General features: G+C 64.8%; 28 protein-coding genes. 25 read left to right on the top strand and 3 right to left on the bottom strand.

Annotated features, from left to right (window positions below; translation table 11 throughout):
* Both Q7J58_RS22070 and Q7J58_RS22065 read right to left on the bottom strand, forming a co-directional pair.
* A partial coding sequence (locus Q7J58_RS22070) for an AMP-binding protein (RefSeq protein ID WP_304832150.1) occupies positions 1 to 1,251 on the bottom strand: 1,251 nt, incomplete at its 3' end.
* A 164-nt stretch (positions 1,252 to 1,415) separates the two neighbouring features.
* The gene (locus Q7J58_RS22065; RefSeq protein WP_304832149.1) at positions 1,416 to 2,204 is read right to left on the bottom strand and encodes a crotonase/enoyl-CoA hydratase family protein; all 789 of its coding nucleotides are present in this window, start codon (positions 2,202 to 2,204) and stop codon (positions 1,416 to 1,418) included.
* 115 nt (positions 2,205 to 2,319) lie between these two features.
* On the opposite strand from Q7J58_RS22065, the gene Q7J58_RS22060 reads away from it, so the two are divergent.
* The 6 genes from Q7J58_RS22060 to Q7J58_RS22035 all read left to right on the top strand — a co-directional run bounded on the left by Q7J58_RS22060 (position 2,320) and on the right by Q7J58_RS22035 (position 8,485).
* The gene (locus tag Q7J58_RS22060; RefSeq protein WP_304832147.1) at positions 2,320 to 3,186 is read left to right on the top strand and encodes an amidohydrolase family protein; all 867 of its coding nucleotides are present in this window, start codon (positions 2,320 to 2,322) and stop codon (positions 3,184 to 3,186) included.
* Positions 3,187 to 3,314: 128 nt separating this feature from the next.
* Positions 3,315 to 4,106: a GntR family transcriptional regulator gene (locus Q7J58_RS22055; protein ID WP_304832145.1), complete on the top strand. Its 792-nt coding sequence runs from the start codon at positions 3,315 to 3,317 to the stop codon at positions 4,104 to 4,106.
* Positions 4,107 to 4,176: 70 nt separating this feature from the next.
* On the top strand, positions 4,177 to 5,217 hold the full coding sequence (locus tag Q7J58_RS22050) for a TRAP transporter substrate-binding protein (RefSeq protein WP_304832143.1): 1,041 nt from the start codon (positions 4,177 to 4,179) through the stop codon (positions 5,215 to 5,217).
* 434 nt (positions 5,218 to 5,651) lie between these two features.
* Positions 5,652 to 6,173: a TRAP transporter small permease gene (locus Q7J58_RS22045; RefSeq protein ID WP_304832141.1), complete on the top strand. Its 522-nt coding sequence runs from the start codon at positions 5,652 to 5,654 to the stop codon at positions 6,171 to 6,173.
* Positions 6,174 to 6,175: 2 nt separating this feature from the next.
* Positions 6,176 to 7,492: a TRAP transporter large permease gene (locus tag Q7J58_RS22040; RefSeq protein WP_304832139.1), complete on the top strand. Its 1,317-nt coding sequence runs from the start codon at positions 6,176 to 6,178 to the stop codon at positions 7,490 to 7,492.
* An 18-nt stretch (positions 7,493 to 7,510) separates the two neighbouring features.
* The gene (locus Q7J58_RS22035) at positions 7,511 to 8,485 is read left to right on the top strand and encodes an AEC family transporter (RefSeq protein ID WP_304832137.1); all 975 of its coding nucleotides are present in this window, start codon (positions 7,511 to 7,513) and stop codon (positions 8,483 to 8,485) included.
* Positions 8,486 to 8,511: 26 nt separating this feature from the next.
* Here Q7J58_RS22035 and Q7J58_RS22030 read toward each other — a convergent pair whose 3' ends face one another.
* Positions 8,512 to 9,420 carry a LysR substrate-binding domain-containing protein gene (locus Q7J58_RS22030; protein ID WP_304832136.1) on the bottom strand — a complete coding sequence of 303 codons (909 nt, stop codon included), beginning with the start codon at positions 9,418 to 9,420 and terminating at the stop codon, positions 8,512 to 8,514.
* A gap of 87 nt (positions 9,421 to 9,507) precedes the next feature.
* Between Q7J58_RS22030 and Q7J58_RS22025 the strand changes: the two genes are divergently transcribed.
* The 19 genes from Q7J58_RS22025 to Q7J58_RS21935 form a co-directional block, all read left to right on the top strand.
* Positions 9,508 to 10,218 (top strand): substrate-binding domain-containing protein, encoded by a 711-nt coding sequence (locus Q7J58_RS22025; protein ID WP_304832134.1) that lies wholly within the window; start codon positions 9,508 to 9,510, stop codon positions 10,216 to 10,218.
* A 43-nt stretch (positions 10,219 to 10,261) separates the two neighbouring features.
* Positions 10,262 to 11,308, top strand: a complete 1,047-nt coding sequence (locus tag Q7J58_RS22020) for an amidohydrolase family protein (RefSeq protein ID WP_304832132.1) — start codon at positions 10,262 to 10,264, stop codon at positions 11,306 to 11,308.
* 113 nt (positions 11,309 to 11,421) lie between these two features.
* On the top strand, positions 11,422 to 12,105 hold the full coding sequence (gene ligK / locus Q7J58_RS22015; RefSeq protein ID WP_304832131.1) for a 4-carboxy-4-hydroxy-2-oxoadipate aldolase/oxaloacetate decarboxylase: 684 nt from the start codon (positions 11,422 to 11,424) through the stop codon (positions 12,103 to 12,105).
* Between the two features lie 10 nt (positions 12,106 to 12,115).
* Complete coding sequence (locus Q7J58_RS22010; protein WP_304832129.1) at positions 12,116 to 13,048, top strand: amidohydrolase family protein; 933 nt, start codon at positions 12,116 to 12,118, stop codon at positions 13,046 to 13,048.
* A 98-nt stretch (positions 13,049 to 13,146) separates the two neighbouring features.
* On the top strand, positions 13,147 to 13,572 hold the full coding sequence (gene ligA / locus Q7J58_RS22005; protein ID WP_304832127.1) for a protocatechuate 4,5-dioxygenase subunit alpha: 426 nt from the start codon (positions 13,147 to 13,149) through the stop codon (positions 13,570 to 13,572).
* A gap of 1 nt (position 13,573) precedes the next feature.
* Positions 13,574 to 14,452 (top strand): class III extradiol dioxygenase subunit beta, encoded by an 879-nt coding sequence (locus Q7J58_RS22000; RefSeq protein ID WP_304832125.1) that lies wholly within the window; start codon positions 13,574 to 13,576, stop codon positions 14,450 to 14,452.
* A gap of 10 nt (positions 14,453 to 14,462) precedes the next feature.
* On the top strand, positions 14,463 to 15,416 hold the full coding sequence (locus Q7J58_RS21995; RefSeq protein ID WP_304832123.1) for a Gfo/Idh/MocA family oxidoreductase: 954 nt from the start codon (positions 14,463 to 14,465) through the stop codon (positions 15,414 to 15,416).
* A 192-nt stretch (positions 15,417 to 15,608) separates the two neighbouring features.
* Positions 15,609 to 16,031: a putative toxin-antitoxin system toxin component, PIN family gene (locus Q7J58_RS21990; RefSeq protein WP_304832122.1), complete on the top strand. Its 423-nt coding sequence runs from the start codon at positions 15,609 to 15,611 to the stop codon at positions 16,029 to 16,031.
* Positions 16,028 to 16,261: a YlcI/YnfO family protein gene (locus Q7J58_RS21985; protein WP_304832120.1), complete on the top strand. Its 234-nt coding sequence runs from the start codon at positions 16,028 to 16,030 to the stop codon at positions 16,259 to 16,261. Before Q7J58_RS21990 ends, Q7J58_RS21985 begins: the two co-directional genes overlap by 4 nt.
* Before the next feature lie 30 nt (positions 16,262 to 16,291).
* Positions 16,292 to 17,290 carry an aldo/keto reductase gene (locus Q7J58_RS21980; protein ID WP_304832119.1) on the top strand — a complete coding sequence of 333 codons (999 nt, stop codon included), beginning with the start codon at positions 16,292 to 16,294 and terminating at the stop codon, positions 17,288 to 17,290.
* Positions 17,291 to 17,293: 3 nt separating this feature from the next.
* On the top strand, positions 17,294 to 17,905 hold the full coding sequence (locus Q7J58_RS21975) for a LysE family transporter (RefSeq protein WP_304832117.1): 612 nt from the start codon (positions 17,294 to 17,296) through the stop codon (positions 17,903 to 17,905).
* Positions 17,906 to 18,022: 117 nt separating this feature from the next.
* Positions 18,023 to 18,493, top strand: a complete 471-nt coding sequence (locus tag Q7J58_RS21970; protein ID WP_304832116.1) for a Spy/CpxP family protein refolding chaperone — start codon at positions 18,023 to 18,025, stop codon at positions 18,491 to 18,493.
* 25 nt (positions 18,494 to 18,518) lie between these two features.
* On the top strand, positions 18,519 to 18,821 hold the full coding sequence (locus Q7J58_RS21965; RefSeq protein WP_304832115.1) for a hypothetical protein: 303 nt from the start codon (positions 18,519 to 18,521) through the stop codon (positions 18,819 to 18,821).
* A gap of 9 nt (positions 18,822 to 18,830) precedes the next feature.
* Positions 18,831 to 19,532: a response regulator transcription factor gene (locus Q7J58_RS21960; RefSeq protein WP_304832113.1), complete on the top strand. Its 702-nt coding sequence runs from the start codon at positions 18,831 to 18,833 to the stop codon at positions 19,530 to 19,532.
* A complete protein-coding gene (locus tag Q7J58_RS21955) occupies positions 19,529 to 20,923 on the top strand; it encodes a HAMP domain-containing sensor histidine kinase (protein ID WP_304832111.1) in 1,395 nt (464 codons plus the stop codon). Before Q7J58_RS21960 ends, Q7J58_RS21955 begins: the two co-directional genes overlap by 4 nt.
* A 93-nt stretch (positions 20,924 to 21,016) precedes the next feature.
* Positions 21,017 to 21,259, top strand: a complete 243-nt coding sequence (locus Q7J58_RS21950; protein WP_304832109.1) for a hypothetical protein — start codon at positions 21,017 to 21,019, stop codon at positions 21,257 to 21,259.
* A gap of 6 nt (positions 21,260 to 21,265) precedes the next feature.
* Entirely contained in the window at positions 21,266 to 21,547 is a 282-nt protein-coding gene (locus Q7J58_RS21945) for a type II toxin-antitoxin system RelE/ParE family toxin (RefSeq protein WP_304832107.1), read from the top strand.
* Between the two features lie 66 nt (positions 21,548 to 21,613).
* A complete protein-coding gene (gene arsA / locus Q7J58_RS21940; RefSeq protein ID WP_304832105.1) occupies positions 21,614 to 23,389 on the top strand; it encodes an arsenical pump-driving ATPase in 1,776 nt (591 codons plus the stop codon).
* A gap of 58 nt (positions 23,390 to 23,447) precedes the next feature.
* A partial coding sequence (locus tag Q7J58_RS21935; RefSeq protein ID WP_304832103.1) for a DEAD/DEAH box helicase family protein occupies positions 23,448 to 26,183 on the top strand: 2,736 nt, incomplete at its 3' end.

The raw sequence follows: 26,183 nt of genomic DNA, 5'->3' as shown, positions 1-26,183 counted from the left end.
GGTGTCCACCAGCTTCAGCTCCAGGCCCGGCGTGGGCAGGCCCAGGTCGCCGGCTTTCACGTTGGGGCTGGTGACGAAGATGCCAAACGGACCGGACTCGGTCATGCCCAGGCCGGTGCCCATGACGATGCGTTCGCCGATCTCTTGCTCGGCGCTGTCAAACAGGCTGTCCCACACCGGCTGGGCCAGCGCGGCGCCAGCATAAAAGAACATCTTCACACGCGACAGCAGCGTCTTGCGCAGCAGGCGCCCCTCGTCGGTGTCTGCTTTCATGGCGTTGGCAATCGCCTCGAAACCGGTGGGCACGTTGAAGTACACCGTGGGTGCGATCTCGCGCAGGTTGCGCAGGGTCTCGTGCATCAGGGCCGGCGTGGGCTTGCCGTCGTCAATGTAGAGCGTGCCGCCGTGGTAGACCACCATGCCAAAGTTGTGGTTGCCGCCAAAAGTGTGGTTCCAGGGCAGCCAGTCCACCAGCACCAGCGGTTCTTCGGCGAGCACGGGCATCGACTCGGCCATCTGCTGCTGGTTGGCGCACCACATGCGCTGCGTGTTGATGACCGCCTTGGGCAGCTTGGTGGAGCCCGAGGTGAACAGGAACTTGGTGACCGTGTCCGGGCCCGTGGCGGCCATGGCGGCGTCCACCGCGGGGGTGGGCTCGGTGGCGAGCAGGGCGGCAAACGAGGTGGTGGCGCGGCCGGGCACGGTGCCTTCGGTGCAGACCAGTTCCACATCGTCGCCCAGGGTGGCGAGCATGGCGCGGGCGTAGCGGTTGGCGTCGCTGGCAAACACCAGGCCGGGCGTGAGCGTCTTCACCACATGGTGCAGCTTGTCAAAGTCCTGGCTGATGAGCGAGTAGGGTGGCGAGGTGGGGCAATAGGCCACGCCGGCGTAGAGGCAGCCCAGCGCCAGCAGCGCGTGTTCCAGGTCGTTTTCGCTCAGGATCAGCACCGGGCGTTCAGTGCTCAGGCCGCGGTTGAGCAAACCCTGGCCAATGCGGCGTGCGGCGTCCAGTGCCTGCGCAAACCTGATGTGGCGCCAGTCGCCGGTGCTGCCGTCGGCGTTTTTCACGCGCCGGGCAAACAGGGTCTGGTCGGGCCGCACCTGGGCCCAGTGCACCAGCCGGTCGGTCAGCCGCTCGGGGTAGGGCGGCAGGGCGTTGTCGGCGCGCAGGTAGTGCACACCGGTCTCGCCGTCGCGCAAAACGGCACGGGTCACGCCGAAGGTCAGGGGGCGGTATTTTGCGGGGGTCATGCTTGTCTCCATCGGTTTCTCATAACTCTTCCAGGCTCGACGCCCGGGCCGCACCGGCGCGCGCGTCTCTCTCTACCCAAGCAGGCCGAGGAACCGGCTGTGCCGGGCCTCTGGCATGGCCCCCTCTTTTAAAGGGGGGTGACGCCGTCAGGCGGCGCGTGAGGTCATCCCTTGCTGACTTTGGCGGCTTTGCCTTCCAGGAAGGCCCGCACCCGTGCTTTGGCTTCTGGCGCACTCTGGGCAATGGAAGCCATCAGCGCTTCGGTGAACAGGCCGTGGTCGCTGGGCTGCTCGGCAATGCGCGGCAGGGCGTGCACCAGCGCGTAGTTGGTCAGCGGCGCGTTGGTGGCGATGCGGGTGGCCAACTCAATGGCCTTGTCCAGCGCGGTGCCGGTGGGCACCAGGTACTGCGCCAAGCCAATGCGCTCACCGTCGACGGCGTTGTAGACGCGGCCGGTGAACATCATGTCGGCCATGCGCGCCGCCCCAATCAGTTTGGGCACGCGCACCGAGCCGCCGCCACCCACAAAAATGCCGCGTGTGCCTTCGGGCAGCGCATAAAACGTGGACTCATCGGCCACGCGGATGTGGCAGGCGCTGGCCAGCTCCAGGCCGCCGCCCACCACGGCGCCGTGCAAGGCGGCCACCACCGGCACGGGGCCTTTTTCCACGCAGTCGAGTGCGGCATGCCACATGCGCGAGTGCAACACACCTTCGCCGGCGTCGCGCTCGCTCAGTTCCGACAGGTCCAGACCGGCGCAGAAGTGTTCTCCGTTGCCGTCGATCACGGCGGCGCGCACGCTCTTGGGCAGGTTCTGGAACACGTCCCGAATGGCCAGAATCAGGCCGTCGTTCAGGGCGTTGCGCTTGGTGACACGGTTGAGCGTGATCACGGCCACGTCGGATTGCTCGCCACGCAGGCTCAGGCTCAGGTCGGGGTTGGTGGTGGTCATGGTGGTGCGGTTAAATCGGGCTTGTTGAGTGCCTGCATTATTGTTATAAACAATAACCAAATCAAGTTCTCAACCCATTTTTTGCCCCCGTATTTACCCTTAGAACGGAGACCCCATGGACCACAAAAACCTGATCGCCATCGACATCCACACCCATGCCGAGGTGAGCTGCCGCAATCCTTTTGACAACTACGGTGAGGAATACGACCGCGCCGCCGACAAGTACTTCGGCAGCAACCGCCGTCCCACCATTGCCGAAACCATTGCCTACTACCGCGAGCGAAAAATCGGGTTGGTCATGTTCACCGTGGACAGCGAAAGCCAGCTCGGCCGCCGGCGCATTCCCAACGAAGAAATCGCGCAGGCCGCGCGTGAGAACAGCGACATGATGGTGGCCTTCGCCAGCATCGACCCGCACAAGGGCAAGATGGGCGCCCGCGAGGCCGAACGCCTGATCCAGGAGGAAGGCATCAAGGGTTTCAAGTTCCACCCCACGGTGCAGGGCTACCACCCTTACGACAAGATGGCCTGGCCCATTTACGAGGTGATCAACGCGCACAAGCTGCCCGCCATCTTCCACACCGGTCACAGCGGCATTGGCAGCGGCATGCGCTGCGGCGGCGGCCTGCGGCTGGAATACAGCAACCCCATGCACCTGGACGACGTGGCGATCGACTTCCCCGACATGCAGATCGTCATGGCCCACCCCAGCTTTCCCTGGCAGGACGAGGCGCTGTCGGTCGCCACGCACAAGCCCAACGTCTGGATCGACCTGTCGGGCTGGAGCCCGAAATACTTTCCCAAGCAGCTGGTGCAGTACGCCAACACGCTGCTGAAAGACCGCATCCTGTTCGGCAGCGATTACCCGCTGATCACGCCCGAGCGCTGGATGAAAGACTTTGAAGTGGCCGGTTTCAAGCCCGAGGTCATGCCCGGCATTTTGAAAGGCAACGCGGTGCGGCTGCTGGGGTTGGCCGACTGAACCCTCGCCGGCAGGATGCCGGCCTGTTCGACCGGTGTGGATTTTTTGGGATACAGGAAGTCATGGATTACCCTGATATGAGCGCAAATTAGGCCAAAAAACCATTTTTCTGTATACATTGCAGGCCCATGAACACCGCCGCAACCGAATGGTCCGAAACCGCTGGAGTGGCTTTTGCCGCCAGCGGTGAGAGCGTGCAGGTGCGCGCGCTGTTGCAGTTGCGCGAACTGATCTTGTCGGGCGAGCTGGCCGGTGGCACCCGCATTGCGGAGCTGGCCATCGTGGAGCGGCTGGGGGTGTCGCGCACGCCGGTGCGTGCGGCGCTGCTGCGGCTGGAGCAAGAGGGGCTGCTGCAAGCCCTGCCCAACGGTGGCTACAGCGTGCAGTCGTTCACCGAGCACGACATTGCCGACGGCATTGAACTGCGCGGCACCCTGGAAGGTTTGCTGGCCCGGCTGGCGGCCGAGCGGGGTGCGTCTGCGGCGTTGCTGGCCCAGGCCCGGCAGTGTCTGGCGCAGATCGATGGGGCGCTGGCCACGCCCACGCTCGACGATGAAAAGTTTTCGGCCTATGTGTCGCTCAACAGCCGTTTCCATGCACTGCTCTACGAAATGGCCGCCAGTCCCACCATTGCGCGCCAGTTGGAGCGGGCGGCGAGCTTGCCTTTTGCATCGCCCTCGGGTTTTGTGGTGCTGCAGTCGCACTCAGCGCGTGCGCGCGACATGCTGGTGGTGGCGCAAGACCAGCACCGCCAGGTGCTCGACGCCATTGAGCAGCGCGAGGGCGCTCGGGCCGAGTCCATCATGCGCGAGCACTCGCGCCTGGCCCGCCGCAACCTGGCCGAGGTGCTGGCCGGCCACACGCCCGAGCAGACGCCCGCGTTCATGCCGTCTTTCAAGTTGATCCGCCGCCGTCCGTGAGGCCGGTCCCTGGCCACTCCCGGCCAGACGCCTTGTCCATCATTCACCGAGTTTTTTACAGGAGACACCCATGAAATTCATTCCCCGTCGAACCGCACTGGCCGCCCTGGGCGCCGTTGCCACCACCTTGCTGGCCGGCCCTGTGGCTGCGCAGCAGGTGGTGACCCTGCGTCTGCACCAGATGCTCCCGCCGCAAGCCACCATTCCGGCCAAAGCGCTGATCCCCTGGGCGCAAAAAGTGGAAGCCGAGTCCGGCGGCAAGATCAAGGTGCAGTTGTTCCACGCCATGGCTTTGGGCGGCGCGCCACCGCAGCTGTTTGACCAGGCCCGTGACGGCGTGGTCGACCTGACCTGGACCGTGCTGGGCTACACCCCCGGCCGTTTCAACAAGGCCGAGGTGTTTGAACTGCCGTTCATGAGCGGTTCGGCCGAGCAGTCGTCGCAGGCGTTTCAGGAATACGTCGAGAAGTTCGCGGCCGACGAGTTCAGCTCGGTCAAGCTGATCGCGGTGCACACCCACGGCCCCGGACTGTTCCACACCAAGGCTCCCGTGACCGGGCTGGAAAGCCTGCGCGGCATGAAGGTGCGGGGCGGCTCGCGCATCATCAACAACATGCTGACCAAGCTGGGCGCCACGCCAGTGGGCATGCCGGTGCCCGCCGTGACCGAAGCGCTGTCCAAGGGCGTGATCGACGGCACCACCATTCCGTGGGAAGTGACGCCCGCCCTGAAGGTGAGCGAGCTGGTGAAGAACCACACCACCTTTGCCGGCGACCGCGGCCTCTACACCCAGACGTTCGCCTTCTCCATGAACAAGGCGTCTTACGAGAAGCTGCCGGCCGACCTGAAGAAGGTGATCGACAACAACTCGGGCCTCCCGGCCGCGGCCATGTTTGGCCGTGCCATGGACGAGGGCGACAAAGCCGGCCGAGCCATTGCCGAAAAGGCAGGCAACAACATCGTGGCGCTGGATGCGGCCGAGACGCAGCGCTGGCGCCGCACGGCCGCCACGGTGGAAACCGACTGGATCAACGAAGTGAAGGGCAAGAACATCGACGGCGCCAAGCTGGCCGCCGAAGCCCGCGCGCTGATCGCGAAGTACAGCAAATAAGGCTTTGGCGCCGCGAGCCTGGCTTGCGGTGGTTTTGGCGGGGTTGTCCGGTGCTGGCTGGGCAGCCCTTTTTTGTGCGTGCTGGTTTCTTGCCGTTGCTTCCCCGCAGTTACTGCTATGCCGTTTGGTGATGGAGTGTTTTTTTCCATGCCATCTCGGCATAGCTGAAAGATTCCAGACGGTCTGTTCAGTGCGGGAGAAAATCGGCATATTGCACAGGCCGGTGACCTGCCGGCCACTGGCTGCGTTGGCGTTGATGGCGGCGCAGGCCATCGGCTGAGGGTTGTGTTTTGTAATTTCGGTAAGTAAAACACGTTTAACGATAAGAAATTGTCGGCTATAGTCGCAGACCCCCTGGGTGACCGCCTGTGGTTCGCCCGATGCTGTGGGTGACAATCACGTAGCCGACGCCTACCCAACACAAGGACCTGTTGATGATTGACTGGATCTACCGAACCGCCAAATGGACCGCCATTGCCGGCGGTGTGATGTTAAGTGCCTTGACGCTGATGGTCGTGGCCAGTGTGGCCGGGCGCGCCCTGATCGGCATGGGCCTGGGGCCTGTGCCGGGCGACTTTGAGTTGGTTGAAGTGGGTGTGGGCATTGCCATCTTTTTCTTCATGCCCTGGTGCTATTTGCGTGGTGGTCACGCCACGGTGGACCTGCTCTACATGCACGTGCCGCGTTGGGCCCAAAAGGCGGTTGACACCCTCAGCGACCTGCTGATGCTGCTGGTCTGGCTCATGCTCACCTGGAAGCTCTGGGACGGCCTGGTTGAAAAGAAGGAATACATGGAAACCACCTTCATCTTGCAGATGCCCGTGTGGTGGGCCTATGCGCTTTGCTTTGTGGGCGCGGTGATTGGCTGTGCCTGTTACATCGCCAAAACCTTGACCCAGCTGGGTCTGGCGTCTGAGCCCAAGGGCTGGACCACCGAAGCCAACGCGGGACACTGAACATGAGCAACGTCGAACTCGCCCTCTGGTCCTTCCCGGTCCTGCTGTTCCTGATCTTTATCCGCATTCCCATTGGCCTGTCCATGCTGGTGTGTGGCCTGGCCGGTGCCTGGGTGGTGTACGGCTCGTATGTGCCGATCCTGAACCAGCTCAAGCAGGTCACTTACAGCACCTTCTCCAGCTATTCGCTGTCGGTCATTCCGCTGTTTTTGCTGATGGGGCAGTTTGCCGCGCTGGGGGGCTTGTCACAAGCCTTGTTCAAGGCGGCTGAGGCCTGGATTGGGCACCGCAAGGGCGGTGTGGCCATGGCGGCGGTGGGTGCCTGCGCCGGCTTTGGTGCCATTTGCGGCTCGTCGCTGGCCACGGCGGCCACCATGGGCCAGGTGGCTTTGCCCGAGCTCAAGCGCGCGGGTTACGCGGGCGGCATTTCGACCGCCGCGCTGGCGGCCGGCGGCACGCTGGGTATTCTGATTCCGCCCTCGGTGGTGCTGGTGATCTACGCCATCCTGACCGAGCAGAACATCGCCAAGCTGTTCCTGGCGGCGTTTGTGCCGGGCATTCTGGCCGCCATCGGTTACATGATCGTGATCGCCATTTATGCCCGGGTGAAACCGAAAGAGGTGGGTTCCATGGCGCCCATGCCCATGAAAGACCGCTGGATCGCCACCGCCAAGGTGTGGCCGGTCATGCTGATCTTCATTGCGGTGGTGGGCGGTATTTACACCGGCCTGTTCACACCCACCGAAGGCGCTGCCATTGGTGCTTTTGGCACCGGTCTGGCCGCATGGCTCAGCGGTGGGCTCAACCGCAAGACGCTGATGGGTGCCATTTTGGGCACGGCCATTGCCACCGGCATGATTTTCATGATCGTGCTGGGTGCGGGCGTGTACAACACCTTCCTGGCGCTGTCGCAGCTGCCCCAGGAGGCCGCGCAAATGGTGGCAGGCTCGGGCCTGAACCCCTGGGTGGTGCTGGTCAGTGTGTTGTTGCTTTATGTGGTGCTGGGGTGCTTCATGGACTCGCTGTCCATGATCCTGCTGACCATTCCGGTGTTTTTCCCCATCGTCTCGGTGCTCGACTTCGGCCTGCCGCCCGAAGAGTTCGCGATCTGGTTCGGTATTCTGGTGCTGATCGTGGTCGAGGTGGGTCTGATCACGCCGCCGGTGGGCATGAACCTGTTCGTCATCAACTCAATGGCGCGCGATACCCCGATCACGCAGACCTACCGCGCGGTGATGCCGTTCGTGGCCAGTGACTTCATTCGCACCGCGATTCTGGTGGCGTTTCCCGGCATCACCCTGTTTGTGCTGCGGCTGTAAACGCCGGTCTGGCACCCCATGCTCGACATCCTGGCCATCACCGGCCCGATCTACCTGTGTATCGCGGCCGGCTTTGCCAGCGTGCGCTGGAGCCTCTTCAGCAAAGCCGACATGCGGGTGTTCGGCAAATTCGTTATCCAGATTGCATTGCCCGCGCTGCTGTTCAACGCGCTGGCTTCGCGGCCACTGGGTGAGGTGATCCGCCCCGGCTACCTGGTGGCGTTCGCGGTGGGTTCGCTGGTCTTGATGCTGGGTTCCCTGTGGTTCGCCCACCGGGTGCAGGGCAAAAGCCTCACCGAAAGCGCTTACGTGGCCATGGGCATGACGTGTTCCAACAGCGGCTATGTGGGCTACCCGGTGATGCTGTTGCTGTTTGGCCCGCTGGCGGGCGTGGTGCTGGCGCTCAACCTGCTCGTTGAGAACCTCCTTAAGCTGCCCGTGTTGTTGGCCCTGGCCGACGCGGGTGCCCACCCCGGTGAGCGGGTTTCTCTGGGGCACACCTTGCGCCAGACCGTCGAGCGGCTGGTGCGCAACCCCATGATCATCGCCATTGTGGCGGGCTTCCTGGTCTCGCTCGTGGGTTGGCAACTGCCCTCGGTGATCACCCGCACCGTGACCCTGTTTTCAGCGGCCAGCGGTGGCCTGGCCTTGTTCATCATTGGCGGCACGCTGGTGGGGCTGCAGGTGAAGGGGCTGCGCCGGCAGGTGTCGATGATTGCGCTGGGCAAGCTGCTGCTGCACCCGCTGGCGGTGTGGGCTGCCGTGATGGTGTTGCCGTTGCTGGGTCTGCCGGCGGTGGACGGCGATCTGCGGGCGGCGGCGGTGCTGTCAGCCGCCATGCCCATGCTGGGTATTTATGCCATCCTGGCGCAGCGCCACGGGTTTGAATCCTTCACGGCGGCCGCGCTGCTGGCCACCACAGCCATCTCGTTTTTTACGCTCAGCGGCATCCTCTGGCTCATGCGCCACAGCCCGGGCTGGCTGTCGGCATGAGCGGTGGGGCGCTTCATGTGAAGTTCTCAAGCCGCATTCACCGCGGCCAGCGTCCGGCCGATCAAGGCCAGCGTGGTTTGCTGGGTGAGGGTGGCCGGGCGCAGCGAGCTGGTGGCCAAGTAGAGGCGGGTGCGCAGCGCGGGCTCGCAGACCGGGCGCGTCTGGTAGGCCGACGGGCGGATGGAGCTGGCCACCGCGTTGCGTGAGAGCAGGGCGGCGCCCGCGCCGTCGATCACCAGGTCGAGAATGGCCGAGACGCCATCGATCTCCAGCGCCACGATGGGCCGACAGCCGATGTTGGCCATCTCGGTTTCCACATGCATGCGCAAGGCGTTGGGCCGGCTGGGTATCACCAGAGGCAACGCGGCCACGTCGCGCAGCGCAATGGGGCCGGGCGGCGGGTCTTCGGGCAGGCCGGGTGGGCGCGGTTGCACCAGCAGCAGCTCTTCGTCCTGCAGCGGGGTGATCTCGATCTCGGGTGCCGGTTGCGCGTTGTAGAGCACGGCAATGTCCAGCCGCCCGGTGGTCAGCCATTCCTGCATGGTGACCGACAGACCTTCGCTGATGGAAATGCTGGCCTGAGGCAGCTGCAGGCGAAACGCCCGCGTGAGCGGCACCGTGAGCACCCGCGCCAGGCTGGGTGGCAAGCCAATGGCCACGCGCCCGGCCAGCGCACCGCGCACCCGGCCCAGCTCTTCGCGGGCGCGCTCCACCTGGTGCAGAATGCCGCGCCCGTGCTCCAGCAGCAGCTTGCCCGCTTCGGTGGGTGTGGCGCCCCGGCCGTTGCGCACCAGCAGGTTTTGGCGCAATTCCACTTCCAGCAGCCGCACCTGGCGCGAGAGTGCGGGTTGTGCCACGTCCAGCGCCATGGCGGCGCGGGTGAAGCTGCCCAGCTCCGCCACACGCACAAAATACTCCAGCTGCTTCAGGTCCATGGCAGGGCTTCGGTTATATCAAGATGGAATGGCTAATAGTACGGTATTCCACTTGTGGTTTGACTGGCGATGGCGACAATCGGGTTCATGCCCACACCCACCTTGCCTGGTTCCACGCCGATTCGCGGCATTTCTTCCATGGCCACCCGCCAGCTGCTGGCCGAACTGGTGACCGCCTTTGAACAACGCAGCGGCATGGCGGCGGCCATCGAGTCGGTGGGTGGCGTGGACGCCGCCCAGCGTGTGCGGGCTGGCGAAGCCTTTGATGTGGTGGTGCTGGCGTCCGACGCCCTGCACAAGCTGGTGGCCGCTGGCCAGGTGGTGGCCGGCAGCGTCGTGGACCTGGTGCATTCGGGTGTGGCGGTGGCCGTCAAAGCCGGTGCCCCACAGCCCGATATCGCATCGGAAGACGCCGTGCGCCAGGCCGTGCTGGCGGCGCGCACCATCAGCTATTCCACCGGCCCCAGCGGCGTGGCCCTGGCCGCCTTGTTTGAGCGCTGGGGCATTGCTGACGCGGTGCGCGAACGCATCGTGCAGGCCCCGCCCGGCGTGCCCGTGGGCACGCTGGTGGCGCGCGGCGAGGTGGAGCTGGGCTTTCAGCAGCTGAGCGAACTGTTGCATGTGCAGGGCATTGCCGTGCTGGGCCCGCTGCCGCCCGAGATTCAAATCACCACCACGTTTTCAGCCGGCGTGTGCGTCAACGCCGCCCAGCCCGAAGCGGCGCGCGCGCTGATCGCGTTCATGGCCTCCAGCGAAGCCGCTGACGCCAAACGCCGCCAGGGCATGGACCCCGCCTGATTTTCTCCGTTGACCCGTTCATCCCGCACCGACAGGACACCCCATGAGCCAGCAAAAACCCCTCATCATCGACTGCCACGGCCACTACACCACGGCGCCCAAGGCGCTGGAGAACTGGCGCAATGCGCAGATCGCCGGCATCAAAGACCCGGCCCTGAGCCCGAAGGTCAGTGACCTGAAGATCAGCGACGACGAGCTGATCGAGACCATCGAGACCAACCAGCTGCGCCTGATGAAAGAGCGCGGCTCGGACATCACCATCTTCTCGCCGCGCGCCAGCTTCATGGCGCACCACATCGGCGACTTCAACATCAGCGCCACCTGGGCCGCGATCTGCAACGAGCTCTGCTACCGCGTGAGCCAGCTGTTTCCCGACCACTTCATCCCCGCCGCGATGCTGCCGCAGAGTCCGGGCGTGGACCCTGCCACCTGCATCCCCGAGCTGGAAAAGTGCGTCAAGGAATATGGCAACGTCGGCATCAACCTGAACCCCGACCCGTCGGGTGGCCACTGGACTTCGCCGCCCCTGAGCGACAAGGCCTGGTATCCGATCTTTGAGAAGATGGTCGAGTACAACATTCCGGCCATGGTGCACGTGAGCACCAGCTGCAACGCCTGCTTCCACACCACCGGCGCCCACTACCTGAACGCCGACACCACGGCCTTCATGCAGTGCCTGACCAGCGACCTGTTCAAGGACTTCCCCACGCTGAAATTCATCATTCCCCACGGCGGTGGCGCGGTGCCCTACCACTGGGGCCGCTTCCGGGGTCTGGCGCAAGAGCTGAAGAAGCCGCTGCTGAAAGACCACCTGCTGAACAACATCTTCTTTGACACCTGCGTGTACCACCAGCCGGGCATCGACCTGCTGACCAAGGTGATCCCGGTGGACAACATCCTGTTCGCTTCGGAAATGATCGGCGCCGTGCGCGGCATCGACCCCGAGACCGGTTACTACTACGACGACACCAAACGCTACATCGAAGCGAGCACCATCGTCGTGGGGGACGACCGCTACAAGATTTACGAAGGCAATGCGCGCCGCGTGTTTCCGCGTCTGGACGCAGCTTTGAAAGCCAAGGGCCACTGACTTGCTCCTTCCCCCTCTGGGGGAAGGCAGGGATGGGGGCAGGCGCGCCGCTCGCCCCCACCCAACCCTTCCCCAGAGGGGGAGGGCTTTACACCCAAACAGGAGAAAACACCATGTACGAACTCGGCGTCGTTTACCGCAACATCACCCGGGCCGACCGCGCAGCGGCCGACGGCCTGGCCGCGCTGGGCTCGGCCACCGTGCACGAGGCCATGGGCCGTGTCGGCCTGCTCAAGCCTTACATGCGCCCGATCCAGACCGGTGTGCAGGTCTCGGGCACGGCCATCACCGTGCTGCTGCAGCCGGGTGACAACTGGATGATGCATGTGGCCGCCGAGCAGATCCAGCCCGGCGACATCGTGGTCGCGGCCGTCACGGCTGAATGCTCTGATGGTTATTTCGGCGACCTGCTGGCCACCAGCTTCCAGGCGCGCGGCGCCCGCGGCCTGATCATCGACGCCGGTGTGCGCGACGTGAAGACGCTCAAGGAAATGAACTTCCCCGTCTGGTCGAAGGCCATCAGCAGCAAGGGCACGATCAAGGCCACGCTGGGTTCGGTGAACATCCCCATCGTGTGCGCCGGCATGCTGGTCACGCCCGGTGATGTGATCGTGGCCGATGACGACGGCGTGGTCTGCGTGCCGGCGGCGCGTGCGGCCGAAACGCTGGCCGCCGCCATCAAGCGCGAGAGCTTTGAGGGCGAGAAGCGCGACAAGCTGGCTTCGGGCGTGCTGGGGCTGGACATGTACAAGATGCGCGAGCCGCTGGCCGCTGCGGGTCTCAAATACATCGACTGAGGAAGCCACCATGAGCAAACCCACTTCCGGTGACTTCACCAAAACCGCAGGCTGGATGGACTGGTACACCGGCCCGTCCAAGCCCACCTTCACACTGCCCGCCGGCGCGGTGGATGCCCACTGCCACGTGTTTGGCCCGGGGGCCGAGTTCCCCTACGCCCCCGAGCGCAAATACACGCCGTGCGACGCGAGCAAGCATGAGCTGTACGCGCTGCGCGACCACCTGGGCTTCGCCCGCAACGTGGTGGTGCAGGCCACCTGCCACGGCGCCGACAACCGCGCCATGGTCGATGCCTGCCTGTCCAGCGGCGGCAAGGCGCGTGGCGTGGCCACGGTCAAGCGCAGCATCACCGACGAAGAGTTGCAGGCCTTGCACGCCGCCGGTGTGCGCGGCGTGCGCTTCAATTTCGTCAAGCGCCTGGTGGACTTCACGCCCAAGGACGAGCTGCTGGAAATTGCCGGCCGCATCGCCCAGCTGGGCTGGCACGTGGTGATCTACTTCGAGGCGGTGGACCTGCCCGAGCTGTGGGACTTCTTCACCGCGCTGCCCACCACGGTGGTGGTGGACCACATGGGCCGCCCGGACGTGTCGCTGCCGGTGGACGGCCCGCAGTTCGCGCTGTTCGAGAAATTCATGCGCGAACACAGCAATGTGTGGAGCAAGGTGAGCTGCCCCGAGCGCCTGTCCGTCACCGGCCCCAAGGCGTTGGGCGGCGAGCAGAACGCTTACACCGACGTGATCCCGTTCGCCCGCCGCATCGTTGAGCAGTTCCCCGACCGCGTGCTCTGGGGCACCGACTGGCCGCACCCCAACCTGAAGGACCACATGCCCGACGACGGCCTGCTGGTGGACTTCATTCCGCACATCGCAACGACCGCCGAGCTGCAGCAAAAACTGCTCGTGACGAACCCCATGAAGCTCTACTGGCCTGAAGAATGTTGACCCCCACGCTCCGCCGCTGCGCGGGTCGCTGCCCCCCGAGGGGATGCGAATCGCCTTGGGGCGGCCCGGCGGCGATTCCACTTGCATAAGGAGTACCTATGTCCCTCGAAAAACCCTACCTTGATGTGCCCGGCACGATCATCTTCGACGCCGAACAGTCACGCAAAGGCTACTGGCTCAACCAGTTTTGCATGTCGCTCATGAAGGCACAAAACCGCGAGCGCTTCAAGGCCGACGAGCGCGCCTACCTCGACGAATGGGCGATGACCGAAGAGCAGAAGCAGGCCGTGCTGGCGCGCGACCTGAACTGGTGCATGCGCACCGGCGGCAACATCTACTTCCTGGCCAAGATCGGCGCCACCGACGGCAAGAGCTTCCAGCAGATGGCCGGCTCCATGACCGGCATGACCGAAGCCGAATACCGCGACATGATGATCAACGGCGGGCGCAGCGTCGAAGGCAACCGCGTTGTCGGCGAAGACGGCGACGCCCAGGCGCACCGCCAACCCCAAGGAAAGCACTGACATGGCACGCATCACCGCATCCGTTTTCACCTCCCACGTGCCCGCCATTGGCGCGGCCCTGGACCTGGGCAAGACCCAGGAGGACTACTGGAAGCCCGTGTTCGCGGGCTACGACTATTCCAAACAGTGGATGAAGGACAACAAGCCCGACGTCATCTTCCTTGTCTACAACGACCACGCCACGGCCTTCAGCCTGGAGATGATCCCGACCTTCGCCATCGGCACCGCGGCCGAGTTCACGCCGGCCGATGAGGGCTGGGGCCCACGCCCGGTGCCCAAGGTCATCGGCCACCCCGACCTGGCTTCGCACATCGCGCAGAGCGTGATCCAGCAGGACTTTGACCTCACCATCGTCAACAAGATGGACGTGGACCACGGCCTGACCGTGCCGCTGTCGCTGATGTGCGGCGAGTTGGATCCGAAGAAAGACGCCTGGCCCTGCCCGGTGATCCCGTTCGCGGTCAACGTGGTGCAGTACCCGGTGCCCTCGGGCAAGCGCTGCTTCATGCTCGGCCAGGCCATCCGCAAGGCGGTCGAGAGCTACGACGACGATCTGAACGTGCACATCTGGGGCACGGGCGGCATGAGCCACCAGCTGCAGGGCTCGCGCGCCGGCCTGATCAACCGCGAATGGGACAACGCCTGGCTCGACCAGATGATTGCCGACCCGGTGGGTTGCGCCGACACGCCGCACATCGACTACGTGCGCGAAGCCGGCAGCGAAGGCATCGAACTCGTGATGTGGCTCATTGCCCGTGGCGCCATGTCCGACATCGTCGACGGCAAGGTGCAAGGCCCTGCGCCTGTCGTCAAACACCGCTTCTACCATGTGCCCGCCAGCAACACCGCAGTGGGCCACCTGATTCTCGAGAACGCATAAGGAACACACCATGACCATCAAAGTCGCACTCGCCGGCGCTGGCGCCTTCGGCATCAAACACCTCGACGGCATCCAGAACATCGACGGCGTTGAAGTCGTGTCGCTGATCAGCCGCGATCTGGAAAAGACCCAAGAAGTGGCAGCCAAGTACGGCATCGGTCACGTGACCACCGACCTCGCCGACAGCCTGGCGATGAAGGAGGTGGACGCCGTCATCCTCTGCACGCCCACGCAGATGCACGCCGAGCAGACCCTGGCCTGCCTGAAGGCCGGCAAACACGTGCAGGTGGAAATTCCGCTGGCCGACAGCCTCAAGGGCGCCGAAGACGTGGTGGCGCTGCAGAAGCAGACCGGCCTGGTGGCGATGTGCGGCCACACCCGCCGCTTCAACCCCAGCCACCAGGACGTGAACCAGAAGATCAAGGCGGGCGAGTTCAACATCCAGCAGATGGATGTGCAGACCTTCTTTTTCCGCCGCACCAACATGAACGCGCTGGGCCAGCCGCGCAGCTGGACCGACCACCTGCTGTGGCACCACGCTGCGCACACCGTGGACCTGTTCGCCTACCAGGCCGGCAGCCCGATCGTGCAGGCCAACGCCCTTCAGGGTCCGATCCACCCCACGCTGGGCATCGCCATGGACATGAGCATCCAGCTCAAGGCCGCCAACGGCGCCATCTGCACGCTGAGCCTGAGTTTCAACAACGACGGCCCGCTGGGCACCTTCTTCCGCTACATCGGCGACACCGCGACCTACATCGCGCGCTACGACGACCTGGTCACCGGCAAGGAAGAAAAGATCGACGTGAGCCAGGTGGCGGTGTCTATGAACGGCATTGAGCTGCAAGATCGCGAGTTTTTCGCCGCCATCAAAGAAGGCCGCGAGCCGAATTCGAGCGTGGCGCAGGTGTTCAACTGTTATCAGGTGCTGCACAACCTGGAGCAGCAGCTGAACGCCGCCTGAGCGTATTCACTCCCTCTCCCGCTGGCGGGAGAGGGTTGGGGTGAGGGTGCCAGCGCACCCATCCATCGCCCAAAAAAATCAATCCCCAGCCCCAGATCCCGGATAAGCCCCAACGGCAGCCGCGTCCACTGCCCCGGCGCGCTCGCATGGCCGTCAAACACCCAGTTGCACAATGGTTACACTGGCATAACCATGAGAATCGTTCTGGGCACCAATGTGCTGGTCGCAGCCACTCGGTCGCGAAACGGCTCCAGCTTCGAATTGCTGTCGTTGCTGCCCGATCCGCGTTTTCAGATAGCGCTGAGCGTGGCGCTCTACACCGAGTGGCAGGACGTGTTGAGCCGGCCGGAGCACCTGCCGCCGGGCATGCAGCCCGAAGACGCTCGGGGCTTCTTGCGCTACCTGGCGTCCATCGCCCATCTGCAGGATGTGTATTACCTGTGGCGCCCGTTTCTGCGCGACCCGGACGATGACATGGTGCTGGAGTGCGCGGTGGCGTCGGGAAGCCGCTACCTGGTCACACACAACCTGCGCGATTTCCGCAAAATCACCCAACTGGGCGTTGAACCGCTGACGCCCACTGAATTCCTGGCCCGCCTGAGGAGCACACCATGACTGCCCTGACCATCCGCCTGCCGAATTCCCTGCACGCCAAAATCCGCGAACTCGCCGCGCGCGACGACATTTCCGTCAACCAGTTCATCGCCAGTGCGGCGGGCGAAAAACTGGCGTCCATCCTCACGGTGGACTACCTGCGCCAAGAGGCAGCCCAAGGCAGTCGGCAAGACTTTGACCGCTTCTTGCAGGCGGTGCCAGACGTGCCCGACGAAGCGGATCGCACCTGAACCTTTTCACTGTTTTTTGAAAGTTTGACCATGCAACAACGCCAACTCGGTCCCTTCCAAGTCTCAGCCATCGGCCTGGGCTGCATGAACATCTGCCATGCCTACGGCGCTCCGGTGTCGGAACAGCAGGCCGAGCGCGTGCTGCTCGCTGCGCTGGACGCGGGTGTGACGCACTTTGACACCGCAGCGCTGTACGGCTTTGGCGCCAGCGAAACGCTGGTGGGCAAATACCTGGCCAAACACCGCACCCGGTTCACGCTGGCCAGCAAATGCGGCATGCAGGGCGTGCCCAATGCCGACGGCGTAAAGGTGCGCGTGATCGACGGCCGGCCCGACACGATCAAGGCCACTTGCGAAGCCGCGTTGAAGCGCCTGCAAACCGACGTGATCGACCTCTACTATTTGCACCGCTGGGACAAGCAGGTGCCGATTGAAGAAAGCGTGGGCGCGCTGGGTGACCTGGTGCGTGCGGGCAAGATCCGCAGCGTGGGCCTGAGCGAGGTCTCGGCCCACACCCTGCGCAAGGCCCACGCCGAACACCCCATTGCGGCGCTGCAGACGGAGTATTCGCTGTGGACCCGCAACCCCGAGATTGCGGTGCTGCAAGCCTGCCGCGAACTGGGCGTGAGCTTCGTGGCGTTCAGCCCGGTGGCGCGCGGCTTTTTGTGCGCGCCCATGGACGTGAGCGCCTTCGACGCCAAAGACATCCGCCGCAGCATGCCGCGCTTTGCGCCCGACCACTACGCTGCCAATCTGAAGCTGCTGCCAGCCTACAACGCCATCGCGGCCGAAGTGGGCTGTACGCCCTCTCAGCTTGCCATTGCCTGGCTGCTGCACCAGGGCGATGACATCCTGCCCATCCCCGGCACCACGAGTGTGGAGCATCTGCTGGACGACCTGGGCGCCGTCAACGTGACGCTCACCGGCGATGTGTTGGCGCGCCTGGATGCGCTGATCAACCAGCACACCGTGCAGGGTGACCGCTACAACGCGCAAGCCAACAGCGAGGTGGACACCGAGGTGTTCTGACATATGGCACTCGATACCTGGTTGATTTACCTGCTCGCAGCCATCGGTCTTTCACTTTCCCCTGGCCCCAACGGACTGCTTGCACTGACCCATGGCGCCCTGCATGGGCGCAACCGTGCCTTGTTCACCATCCTGGGCGGGGCGCTGGGCTTTGTGCTGGTGATCGCACTGTCCCTGTTTGGGATCGGTGCGTTGCTCAAGACCTCGGCCCACTGGCTCACCACCATGAAGTGGGTGGGCGGTGCCTATCTGGTCTGGCTGGGTGTGCAGGTGTGGCGCGCGTCGCCTGTCGGCGCGGATCTGCACGCCGATGCCCGTCCGCGCAGCGGCGCATCGCTGTTCCGACAAGGTGCACTGTCGGCGCTCACCAATCCGAAAGCGGTGCTGTTCTTCGCCGCCTTCCTGCCGCAGTTTCTCGACCCGGCGCGCAGCCTGTTCACCCAGTTTCTGGTCATGGCGGGTACCTTCGCTGCCGTCGAAATCGCCACCGAATGGCTGATCGCCAGCATGGCTCACCGGGTGCGCGACTGGCTTCAGCGGGTGGGTCGCCGCTTCAATCAGGTGTGCGGCGGCATGTTTGTCGCCATCGGCGTTGCTTTGCCGATGCGTGGCTGAACGCCGACGGGGACTGAAACAAAACGAAAAGAACCGCAACCGCGCTGACACCCGGCGCGCACTGTGCGCGGGCACCATGATGGTCATGTTCAACAAGGTTCTGAAAGGACCACCATCATGAAAAACTGGATCAAGCGCTCTCTCATTGGCCTCGCCGCCGCCACCGTCGTTTTGGGGGGACTCACCGCCTGTGGCAGCCGTGGCGACCATGCCCGCGGCTGGAGCGACGAGCGCATCACCGAGGTGCGCGGCAAAGCCATTGACAAGATCGGCAGCAAGCTCGATCTCAACGCCGAACAAAAGCAGAAGCTGGGGGTGCTGGCCGACGAGATGATCGCCTCGCGCAAGGCCTTTCGGGGCGACACCACCGACCCCCGTGCCGAGCTGAAAGCGCTGGTGGCCGGCGACAAGTTTGACCGCACCAAAGCCCAAGCCCTCATGGACCAGAAAATGCAGGTCATGCAAGGCAACGGGCCCAAGATGCTCAGCGCCTTTGGCGACTTTTACGACAGCCTGAACGCCGAGCAGCAAAAGCAGGTGCGCGAGCGCATGGAAAAACGCGGCCACGGCTGGTGGGGCCGGGGCTGATCGCGGTGGCTTGAAAGCCGTTGCCATGTCGCCCGCATTCGAACCCATTCACCACCTGGCGCAGCAGAGCAGGGCGCACGCCCCGGCGCTGTTGGCCGGGGCCGAAGACCCCCACGCCGAGCTGCTGGCCCTGGTGTGGGGGCCGCGCTTTGACCGGCAGCACGCGCTCGATCTCTGGGCACGGCTGTCGCAACAACAACCCGCCAGAGCCCTGCCAGTGCTGCCCGCGCTGCTGTCAGCGGCGGATCGTTTCGACGCCCTGGGCGCCCCGGTACAGCACCGGCTGCGCCGCCTGATCGTGCGGCACCGCGCCCTGCGCGACATGTGAAAATGCCCCATGAACCGCATCCTGCTGATCGACGACGACGAACAACTCGGCCCGCCGCTGGCCACGTATTTCCAGCGATTCGAGTTGCAGCTCACCCACGCCACACGCCCCAGCGAGGGCCTGGCCCTGCTGCGCAGCCAGCCTTTTGACGCAGCGATTCTGGACGTGATGCTGCCCGAGATGGACGGCTTTGAACTCTGCCGCACCATCCGCAAAGACAACGACATTCCCATCGTCATGCTCACGGCGCGGGGCGATGTGATGGACCGCGTGGTGGGGCTGGAGCTGGGTGCCGACGACTACCTGCCCAAACCCTTTGAGCCGCGCGAACTGGTGGCGCGCCTGCAAACCGTGTTGCGCCGGCGCAAGCCCAACGGCAACAGCCAGGCGGTGACCCTGGGTGCCGCGCCCACGCTGCACTTTGATGGCCTGGACATTGACACCGCGCGCCGCAGCGTGGTGCGCGAAGGCCAGGCGGTTGAACTCACCGGCACCGAATACGAACTGTTGCTGTTGCTGGCGCGCGAGCCGGGCAAGGTGTTCAGTCGCGACGACATCCTGAACCAGCTGCGCGGCCACGAGGCCGACCTGTACACCCGCGCGGTGGACATTGTGGTGAGCCGCCTGCGCAAGAAGCTGGAGCCGCTGGACTGCATCAAAACCCTGCGCAACGCGGGCTACTCGCTGGCGCTGCGCCGACTGACCGTATGAGCGCGGCTCAGCCCCCGAGGTCGTCGTCCTGGCGGCGCGCCAAACACCGCGTGGCGCACTCCATCAAGCTGCGCATGGTGCTGGTGTTTCTGGTGCTGGCCGCGGCCATGACCTTCGTGGTGGTCACGGGCGCGCAAAAGGCCTTTTCCATGGGTTGGCGCGAAGCCGCTCGGCCCCTGCTGATGGACTATGTGGACCGGCTGGCCAGCGACATCACGGCCGGCGGCGCGCCAAGCGTGGAGCGCGCGCAAGCCATCACCGGGCGGCTTCCACTGACCGTGCGCATTGAAGGGCCGCAGGTGCGCTGGGCCTCGCACCCTGACCAACCGGTACCCGATTGGCGGCGTGACGATCGCGCCAATGAACAGGGCTTTCAGCGCGAAGACTGGGGCGGTGGCAAAGACTGGCAAGGCATCTTGAAGCGCACCACGGCCGATGGCCACAGCATCGAGTTCGGTATCAACGAAGAGGTGTTCGAGCGCCGCCCGCGCCTGATTGGTTATGCGCTCACGGCGCTGCTGCTGCTCACGCTGCTGGCCTGGTTGTATGTGCGCCGCTTGCTCAAGCCGCTGGACGCCATTGGCGAGGGCGCACGCCGATTTGGCGCGGGCGACTTCAGCCAGCCCATTCCCGAGCGCTGCCTGCATGGCCCCGACGAGCTGGGCGTGCTGGCCCAGACCATCAACACCATGGGCCAGGACATTCACCAGATGCTGGAAGCCAAGCGCGCGCTGCTGCTGGCCATCAGCCACGAGCTGCGCAGCCCGCTCACCCGCGCCCGGCTCAACACCGAGCTGCTGCCCGAAACGGCAGACGTGAACCCGCAGCGCGAAGCCCTGTTGCGCGACCTGCAGGAAATGGCCGGCCTGATCAGCGATTTGCTGGAGAGCGAGCGCCTGTCGGCCAAACACGCCGCGCTGCAGCGCGAGCCGGTAGCGCTGGCACCACTGGCCCAAGACGTGATGAGCGACGTGCTGGCGCGCCAGCCTGCACGGCCCGGTGCCCGCCCTGAAATCACGCTGCTGCAAGACCCCAACCTGCCCACGCTCGCGCTGGACGCCGCGCGCATTCGCCTCTTGCTGCGCAACCTGCTTGACAACGCCTTGCGCTACAGCGCGGGTGCGCCGCTGCCACCCGAACTGCACCTGCGCACCGTGGGCCAGGGCATTCAGATCGAGGTGCGCGACCACGGCCCGGGCGTTTCAGCAGAGCAGCTGGCCCACCTGGCCGAACCTTTCTTCCGCCCCGACACCGCACGCACCCGCGCGCAGGGCGGTGTGGGCCTTGGGTTGTACCTGTGCAAGCTTGTGGCCCAGGCGCATGGCGGCACTTTTGCGGTGCGCAATGCGGCGCCCGGGCTGGCTGTGACGGTGACGCTGCCCGGCGGCTAAACCCTGGCCTGCAACGCAGAAAGCTATTTGTGTGGGCTTATGCAACGCTTGTATGACATACACTGAAGCTGTGTGAATACCGAGGTGACGACCATGCCAACTGCTGAAAAAATTCTCAATGTCCGGTTGCCGGTGGAACTGCACAGCCAGCTGGAGCAACTGGTGCAAGCCACAGGCCGCACCAAAAGTTTCCTGACGGTTGAAGCCCTCAGGAGCTACGTCAGCCAAGAGCAATGGCAAATTGCAGACATTCAGGCCGGTATGGATGAGGCCGACCGTGGCGACTTTGCCTCTGCGGACGAAGTGCAAGCGGTATTTGCCAAACACGGACACTGATGCCCCGTGAACATTCGCTGGACCCGCACGGCACTGGCCAACCTCCAAGCCATTGCCGACCACATCGCGCACGACAACCCGGTGCGCGCATCGTCGTTTGTGGGCGAAATCAAAACCAAAACAGAACGTCTGGCCGAGTTTCCTGCCTTGGGGCGCCCTGGCCGCGTGCCCGGCACACGCGAACTCGTGGTGCATCAAAACTACGTCGTTCCGTACCGTGTGAAAGATGGCGTGGTCCAAATACTTCGTGTGCAACACGTGGCGCGGCTCTGGCCGCAGCCGTTGTGAGCTGACACGCTCCTGGGGTTGATGGGCGTCAGACCGCGTGTACGCCGTGTGTGCCATGCTGTTGGCATGAACACCCCAAATCTTCCCGGCTTTGCCTCCGCAACCACCCGCTTTCTGTTTTTCACTGGCAAGGGCGGCGTCGGCAAGACCTCGCTCTCCACCGCCACCGCCATTGCGCTGGCCGATGCGGGCCAGCGGGTGCTGCTGGTCAGCACCGACGCCGCGTCCAACCTCGACGAAATGCTCGGTGTGCCGCTGTCCAACCAGCCGGTGCCCGTGCCTGGCGTGCCGGGGCTGCACATGCTCAACATCGACCCCGACACCGCCGCCGAGGCCTACCGCCAGCGTGTGCTCGCGCAGCTCGAAGCCAGCGCCAGCGACGACGAGCGCCAGACCGTGCGCGAACAGCTCTCGGGCGCCTGCACCACCGAGATCGCCGCGTTTGACGAATTCGCCGCGCTGCTGGCGGGCGAGGGCGGTGAAAGCGCGTACGACCACGTGGTGTTTGACACCGCGCCCACCGGTCACACGCTGCGCCTGCTCAGCCTGCCCAAGGCCTGGACCGGCTTCCTCGCGGGCAACGACCGGGGCGCCTCGTGCCTGGGCCCGCACTCCGGCCTGAAGATGCAGGAAGCGCGCTTCAACGCCGCGCTGCAAGCGCTGAGCGATCCCGCACTCACCACCGTGGTGCTCGTCACCCGGCCCGACCCGCGCCCCATGCAGGAAGCCGCACGCACCGCCGAAGAGCTGCGCCAGCTCGGCCTGGCCAACCAGCGCCTGGCCGTCAACGGCGTGTTTCATGCCAGCGGCGCCAACGACCCGATTGCCAACGCCATCGAAGCGCTCGGCCGCCAGGCCCTGAATGAGATGCCCGACGCGCTCGCCAAATTGCCGCGCGACGAAGTGCCGCTGCGCGCTTTCGACACCGTGGGCCTGCCGGCGCTGCGGGCGCTGCTGCAAGGCGGCGACGTGACCGCGCCTGCGCCCCATGCGGCCACACCCGCGCTGCCGGCCGAGCCGCTGTCCAGAATGGCCGACGAGCTCGCCGCCGTGGGCCACGGCCTCATCATGGTCATGGGCAAAGGCGGCGTGGGCAAGACGACGATTGCCGCCGCGCTGGCCGTGGGCCTGGTGCAGCGCGGCCACAGCGTGCACCTCACCACCACCGACCCGGCCGCCCACGTGGCCGATGCGCTGAACGGCAGCCTGGAAGGCCTCAAGGTCGGCCGCATCGACCCCAAGGCCGAGACCGCCGCCTACATCGCCAAGATCATGGCCACGCGCGGCAAGGCGCTGGATGAACAAGGCAAAGCCCTGCTGCTGGAAGACCTGCAGTCGCCCTGCACCGAAGAAGTGGCCGTGTTCCACGCCTTCAGCCGCGTGGTGAACGAAGCGCGTTCGTCGTTCGTGGTGCTCGACACCGCACCCACCGGCCACAGCCTGCTGCTCATGGACGCCACCGGCGCCTACCACCGGCAGATGACGCAGCAGTACGAAGGCCAGGCAGCCGCCAAAGGCCTGCACATCATCACGCCGCTCATGCGCCTGCAAGACGGCAGCATGACGCGCGTGATCATCGTCACCCTGCCCGAAGTCACCCCGGTCAGCCAGGCCGCCGCCCTGCAAGACGACCTGCGCCGCGCCAAGATTGAACCCTGGGCCTGGGTCATCAACAAGAGCATCGTCGCCACCGGCACGACAGACCCGCTGCTGCAAGCGCGGCTGGCGGGCGAGGTGCGCCAGACGGAAAGAATTGCAAACGGTTTGGCGAAGCGCACGTTTGTGCTGCCCTGGCTGCCCGAGCCGCCGGTGGGGGTGCAGGCTTTGGCGCGGTTGGTTTAAGGGCTCGGCGGTGGCCCCCTAGAATGCAACAAGAGGAAACAACGACAAAGCCCACCGCATGACGCCCGAGGCCCGCGCCCGCCAGACCATTGACGCACTGCTCACCGCAGCGGGTTGGCACGTTTGCGATGTGGCCAGCGCCAACATGTATGCCGCTACCGGCGTCGCCATCCGCGAGTTCCCGCTCAACCCCGGCCACGGCTTCGCCGACTACCTGCTCTACGTCAACGGCAAAGCCTGCGGCGTGATCGAAGCCAAGAAAGAAGGCGCCACCTTGAGCGGCGTGGAAGTGCAAAGCGCCCGCTACGCCCAGGGCCTGCCCGCCGCCTTGCCCGCCTGGCGCCGGCCGCTGCCCTTTGTGTTTGAGTCCACCGGGGTCGAAACCCGCTTTACCAACGGGCTCGACCCGGCTCCCCGCGCCCGCCCGCTGTTTGCCTTCTTCCGGCCCGAGCTGCTGTGGCTGTGGCTGTGGCTGTGGCTGAAAACCGCCGAGCCCCCTTCGCCCAACCACATCGCCCCAGGCACCGAGCCCACCGCCGAACCCCCTGCGGGCTATCTGCCTACCGGCACCTTCCTCGCCCGCCTGCAACACATGCCGCCACTCGTCACCGAGTGGGGCCAGGGCGGCGCCAGCTACCAGCTCTGGCCGGCGCAAATCAAAGCCATCCAGAACCTGGAAACCAGCCTCGCCGCCAACAAGCCCAAGGCCCTGATCCAGATGGCCACCGGCAGCGGCAAAACCTTCACCGCCATCAGCTTCATCTACCGGCTCATCAAGTTTGGCGGTGCCCGGCGCGTGCTCTTTCTGGTGGACCGTGGCAACCTGGCGCGCCAGACCAAGAAAGAGTTCGACGCCTACGCCAGCCCGCACAACGCCTACAAGTTCGGCGAAGAGTTCATCGTCCAGCACCTGCAGGGCAACCAGCTCGACGGCAGCGCCCGCGTCGTCATTTGCACCATCCAGCGCATGTTCAGCATGCTCAAGGGCAAAGAGCTGCCCGAAGAGGCCGACGAGACCAGCACCGAGGGCGCCGAAGCCCTGTTCAAAGACCCCGAACCCATCGGCTACAACCCGGCCATCCCCATCGAGAGCTTCGACATCGTCGTCACCGACGAAGCCCACCGCAGCATCTACAACCTCTGGCGGCAGGTGCTGGAATACTTCGACGCCTACCTGATCGGCCTCACCGCCACGCCCAACAAACAGACCTTCGGCTTCTTCAACCAGAACCTCGTCATGGAATACGGCCACGCCCAGGCCGTGGCCGACGGCGTCAACGTCAATTACGACGTCTACCGCATCAAGACCGAAGTGACCGAAGCCGGTGCCAAGGTGGACAAAGGCTACTGGCTCGAAACCCAAGACAAAGCCACCCGCCGCAAGACCGCCTGGCAGCTCGACGAAGACTTTGAATACGACCCCACCGAGCTGGACCGCGCCGTGCAGACGCCCGACCAGATCCGCACCGTCGTCCGCACCCTGCGCGACCAATGGCGCGTGGACCTGTTCCCCCAGCGGCAGGAACTGCCCAAGACGCTCATCTTTGCCAAAGACGACAACCACGCCGAGAAGATCGTCGAAATCCTGCGCGAAGAGTTCGCCCGCGGCAACGAGTTCGCGCAAAAGATCACCTACCGCAGTGCACAGGGTGGAGGAACGAGCCCCGAACAGCTCATCAAAGACTTCCGCACCGCCTACTACCCGCGCGTGGCCGTCACCGTGGACATGATCGCCACCGGCACCGACATCAAGCCGGTCGAAATCGTCATGTTCATGCGCTCGGTCAAAAGCCGCAGCTTCTTCGAGCAGATGAAAGGCCGGGGTGTGCGCATCTGCAACCCCACCGACCTCATGGCCGTGAACCCTTCTGCCCCCGGCGAGCAGCTGAAAAAGGACCACTTCGTCATCGTCGACTGCGTGGGCGTCTGCGAGCGCGACAAGACCGACAGCCGCCCCATGGACCAGAAAAAGAGCGTGCCGCTTGACAAGCTCCTGCAAGCCGTGGCCCTGGGCAATGTGGAAGACGAAGTGCTCTCCAGCGTGGCCGCCCGCCTGAGCCGCCTGGGCAAAGACATCAGCGAAGCCGACCACGCCAAGGTCATCGAAGCCAGCGGCGGCCACAGCCTCAAGGACCTGGCGCGCGGCATCGTGCAAGCGCTCAACCTGGAGGCCAACAGCGAAGACCAGAGCCCCGCCCAGCTGGAAGCCACTCTGCGCCAAGCCGCCCAACCCTTCAGCAACCCCGCGCTGCGCGAGCTCATCTTGAAGCTCAGGCAAAAGGCCGATCTCATCATCGACACCGTCACCAGCGACAAGCTCGTGAGCGCCGGTTTCACCGAAGGCAGCGACCGCGCCAAAGAACTGGTGCACAGCTTCGAAGCCTTCATCCAGCAGCACAAAGACGAAATCACCGCGCTGCAAATCCTCTACAACCGCCCGGTGCGCGCGCCGCTCAAGTTTGAAGACATCCAGGCCCTGGCCGACGCGCTGCACAGCCCGCCGCACCTCATTGACGAAAGCGCCCTCTGGCAGGCCTACGCCGCACTGCAAAAAGGCAAGGTCAAAGGCAGCAACCAGAAACGCCTGCTTACCGACATCGTCAGCCTTGTGCGCTTTGCCATGCAGCAAGACAACGAGCTCGTGCCGTATCCCGAGCGCGTACAGGCCAACTTCAAGGCCTGGCTGGCACAGCAATCTCCATCCCCGAATTCACCCCCTCTCCCTCTGGGAGAGGGCAGGGGTGAGGGCTCCCCCCGCGGGGCCCCCCCCCCCCCCCCCCCCCCCCCCCCCCCC

This window comes from Hydrogenophaga sp., from assembly GCF_030656115.1.
Taxonomy (GTDB): domain Bacteria; phylum Pseudomonadota; class Gammaproteobacteria; order Burkholderiales; family Burkholderiaceae_C; genus Hydrogenophaga.
This window is presented reverse-complemented; position numbering and strand designations above follow the sequence as displayed.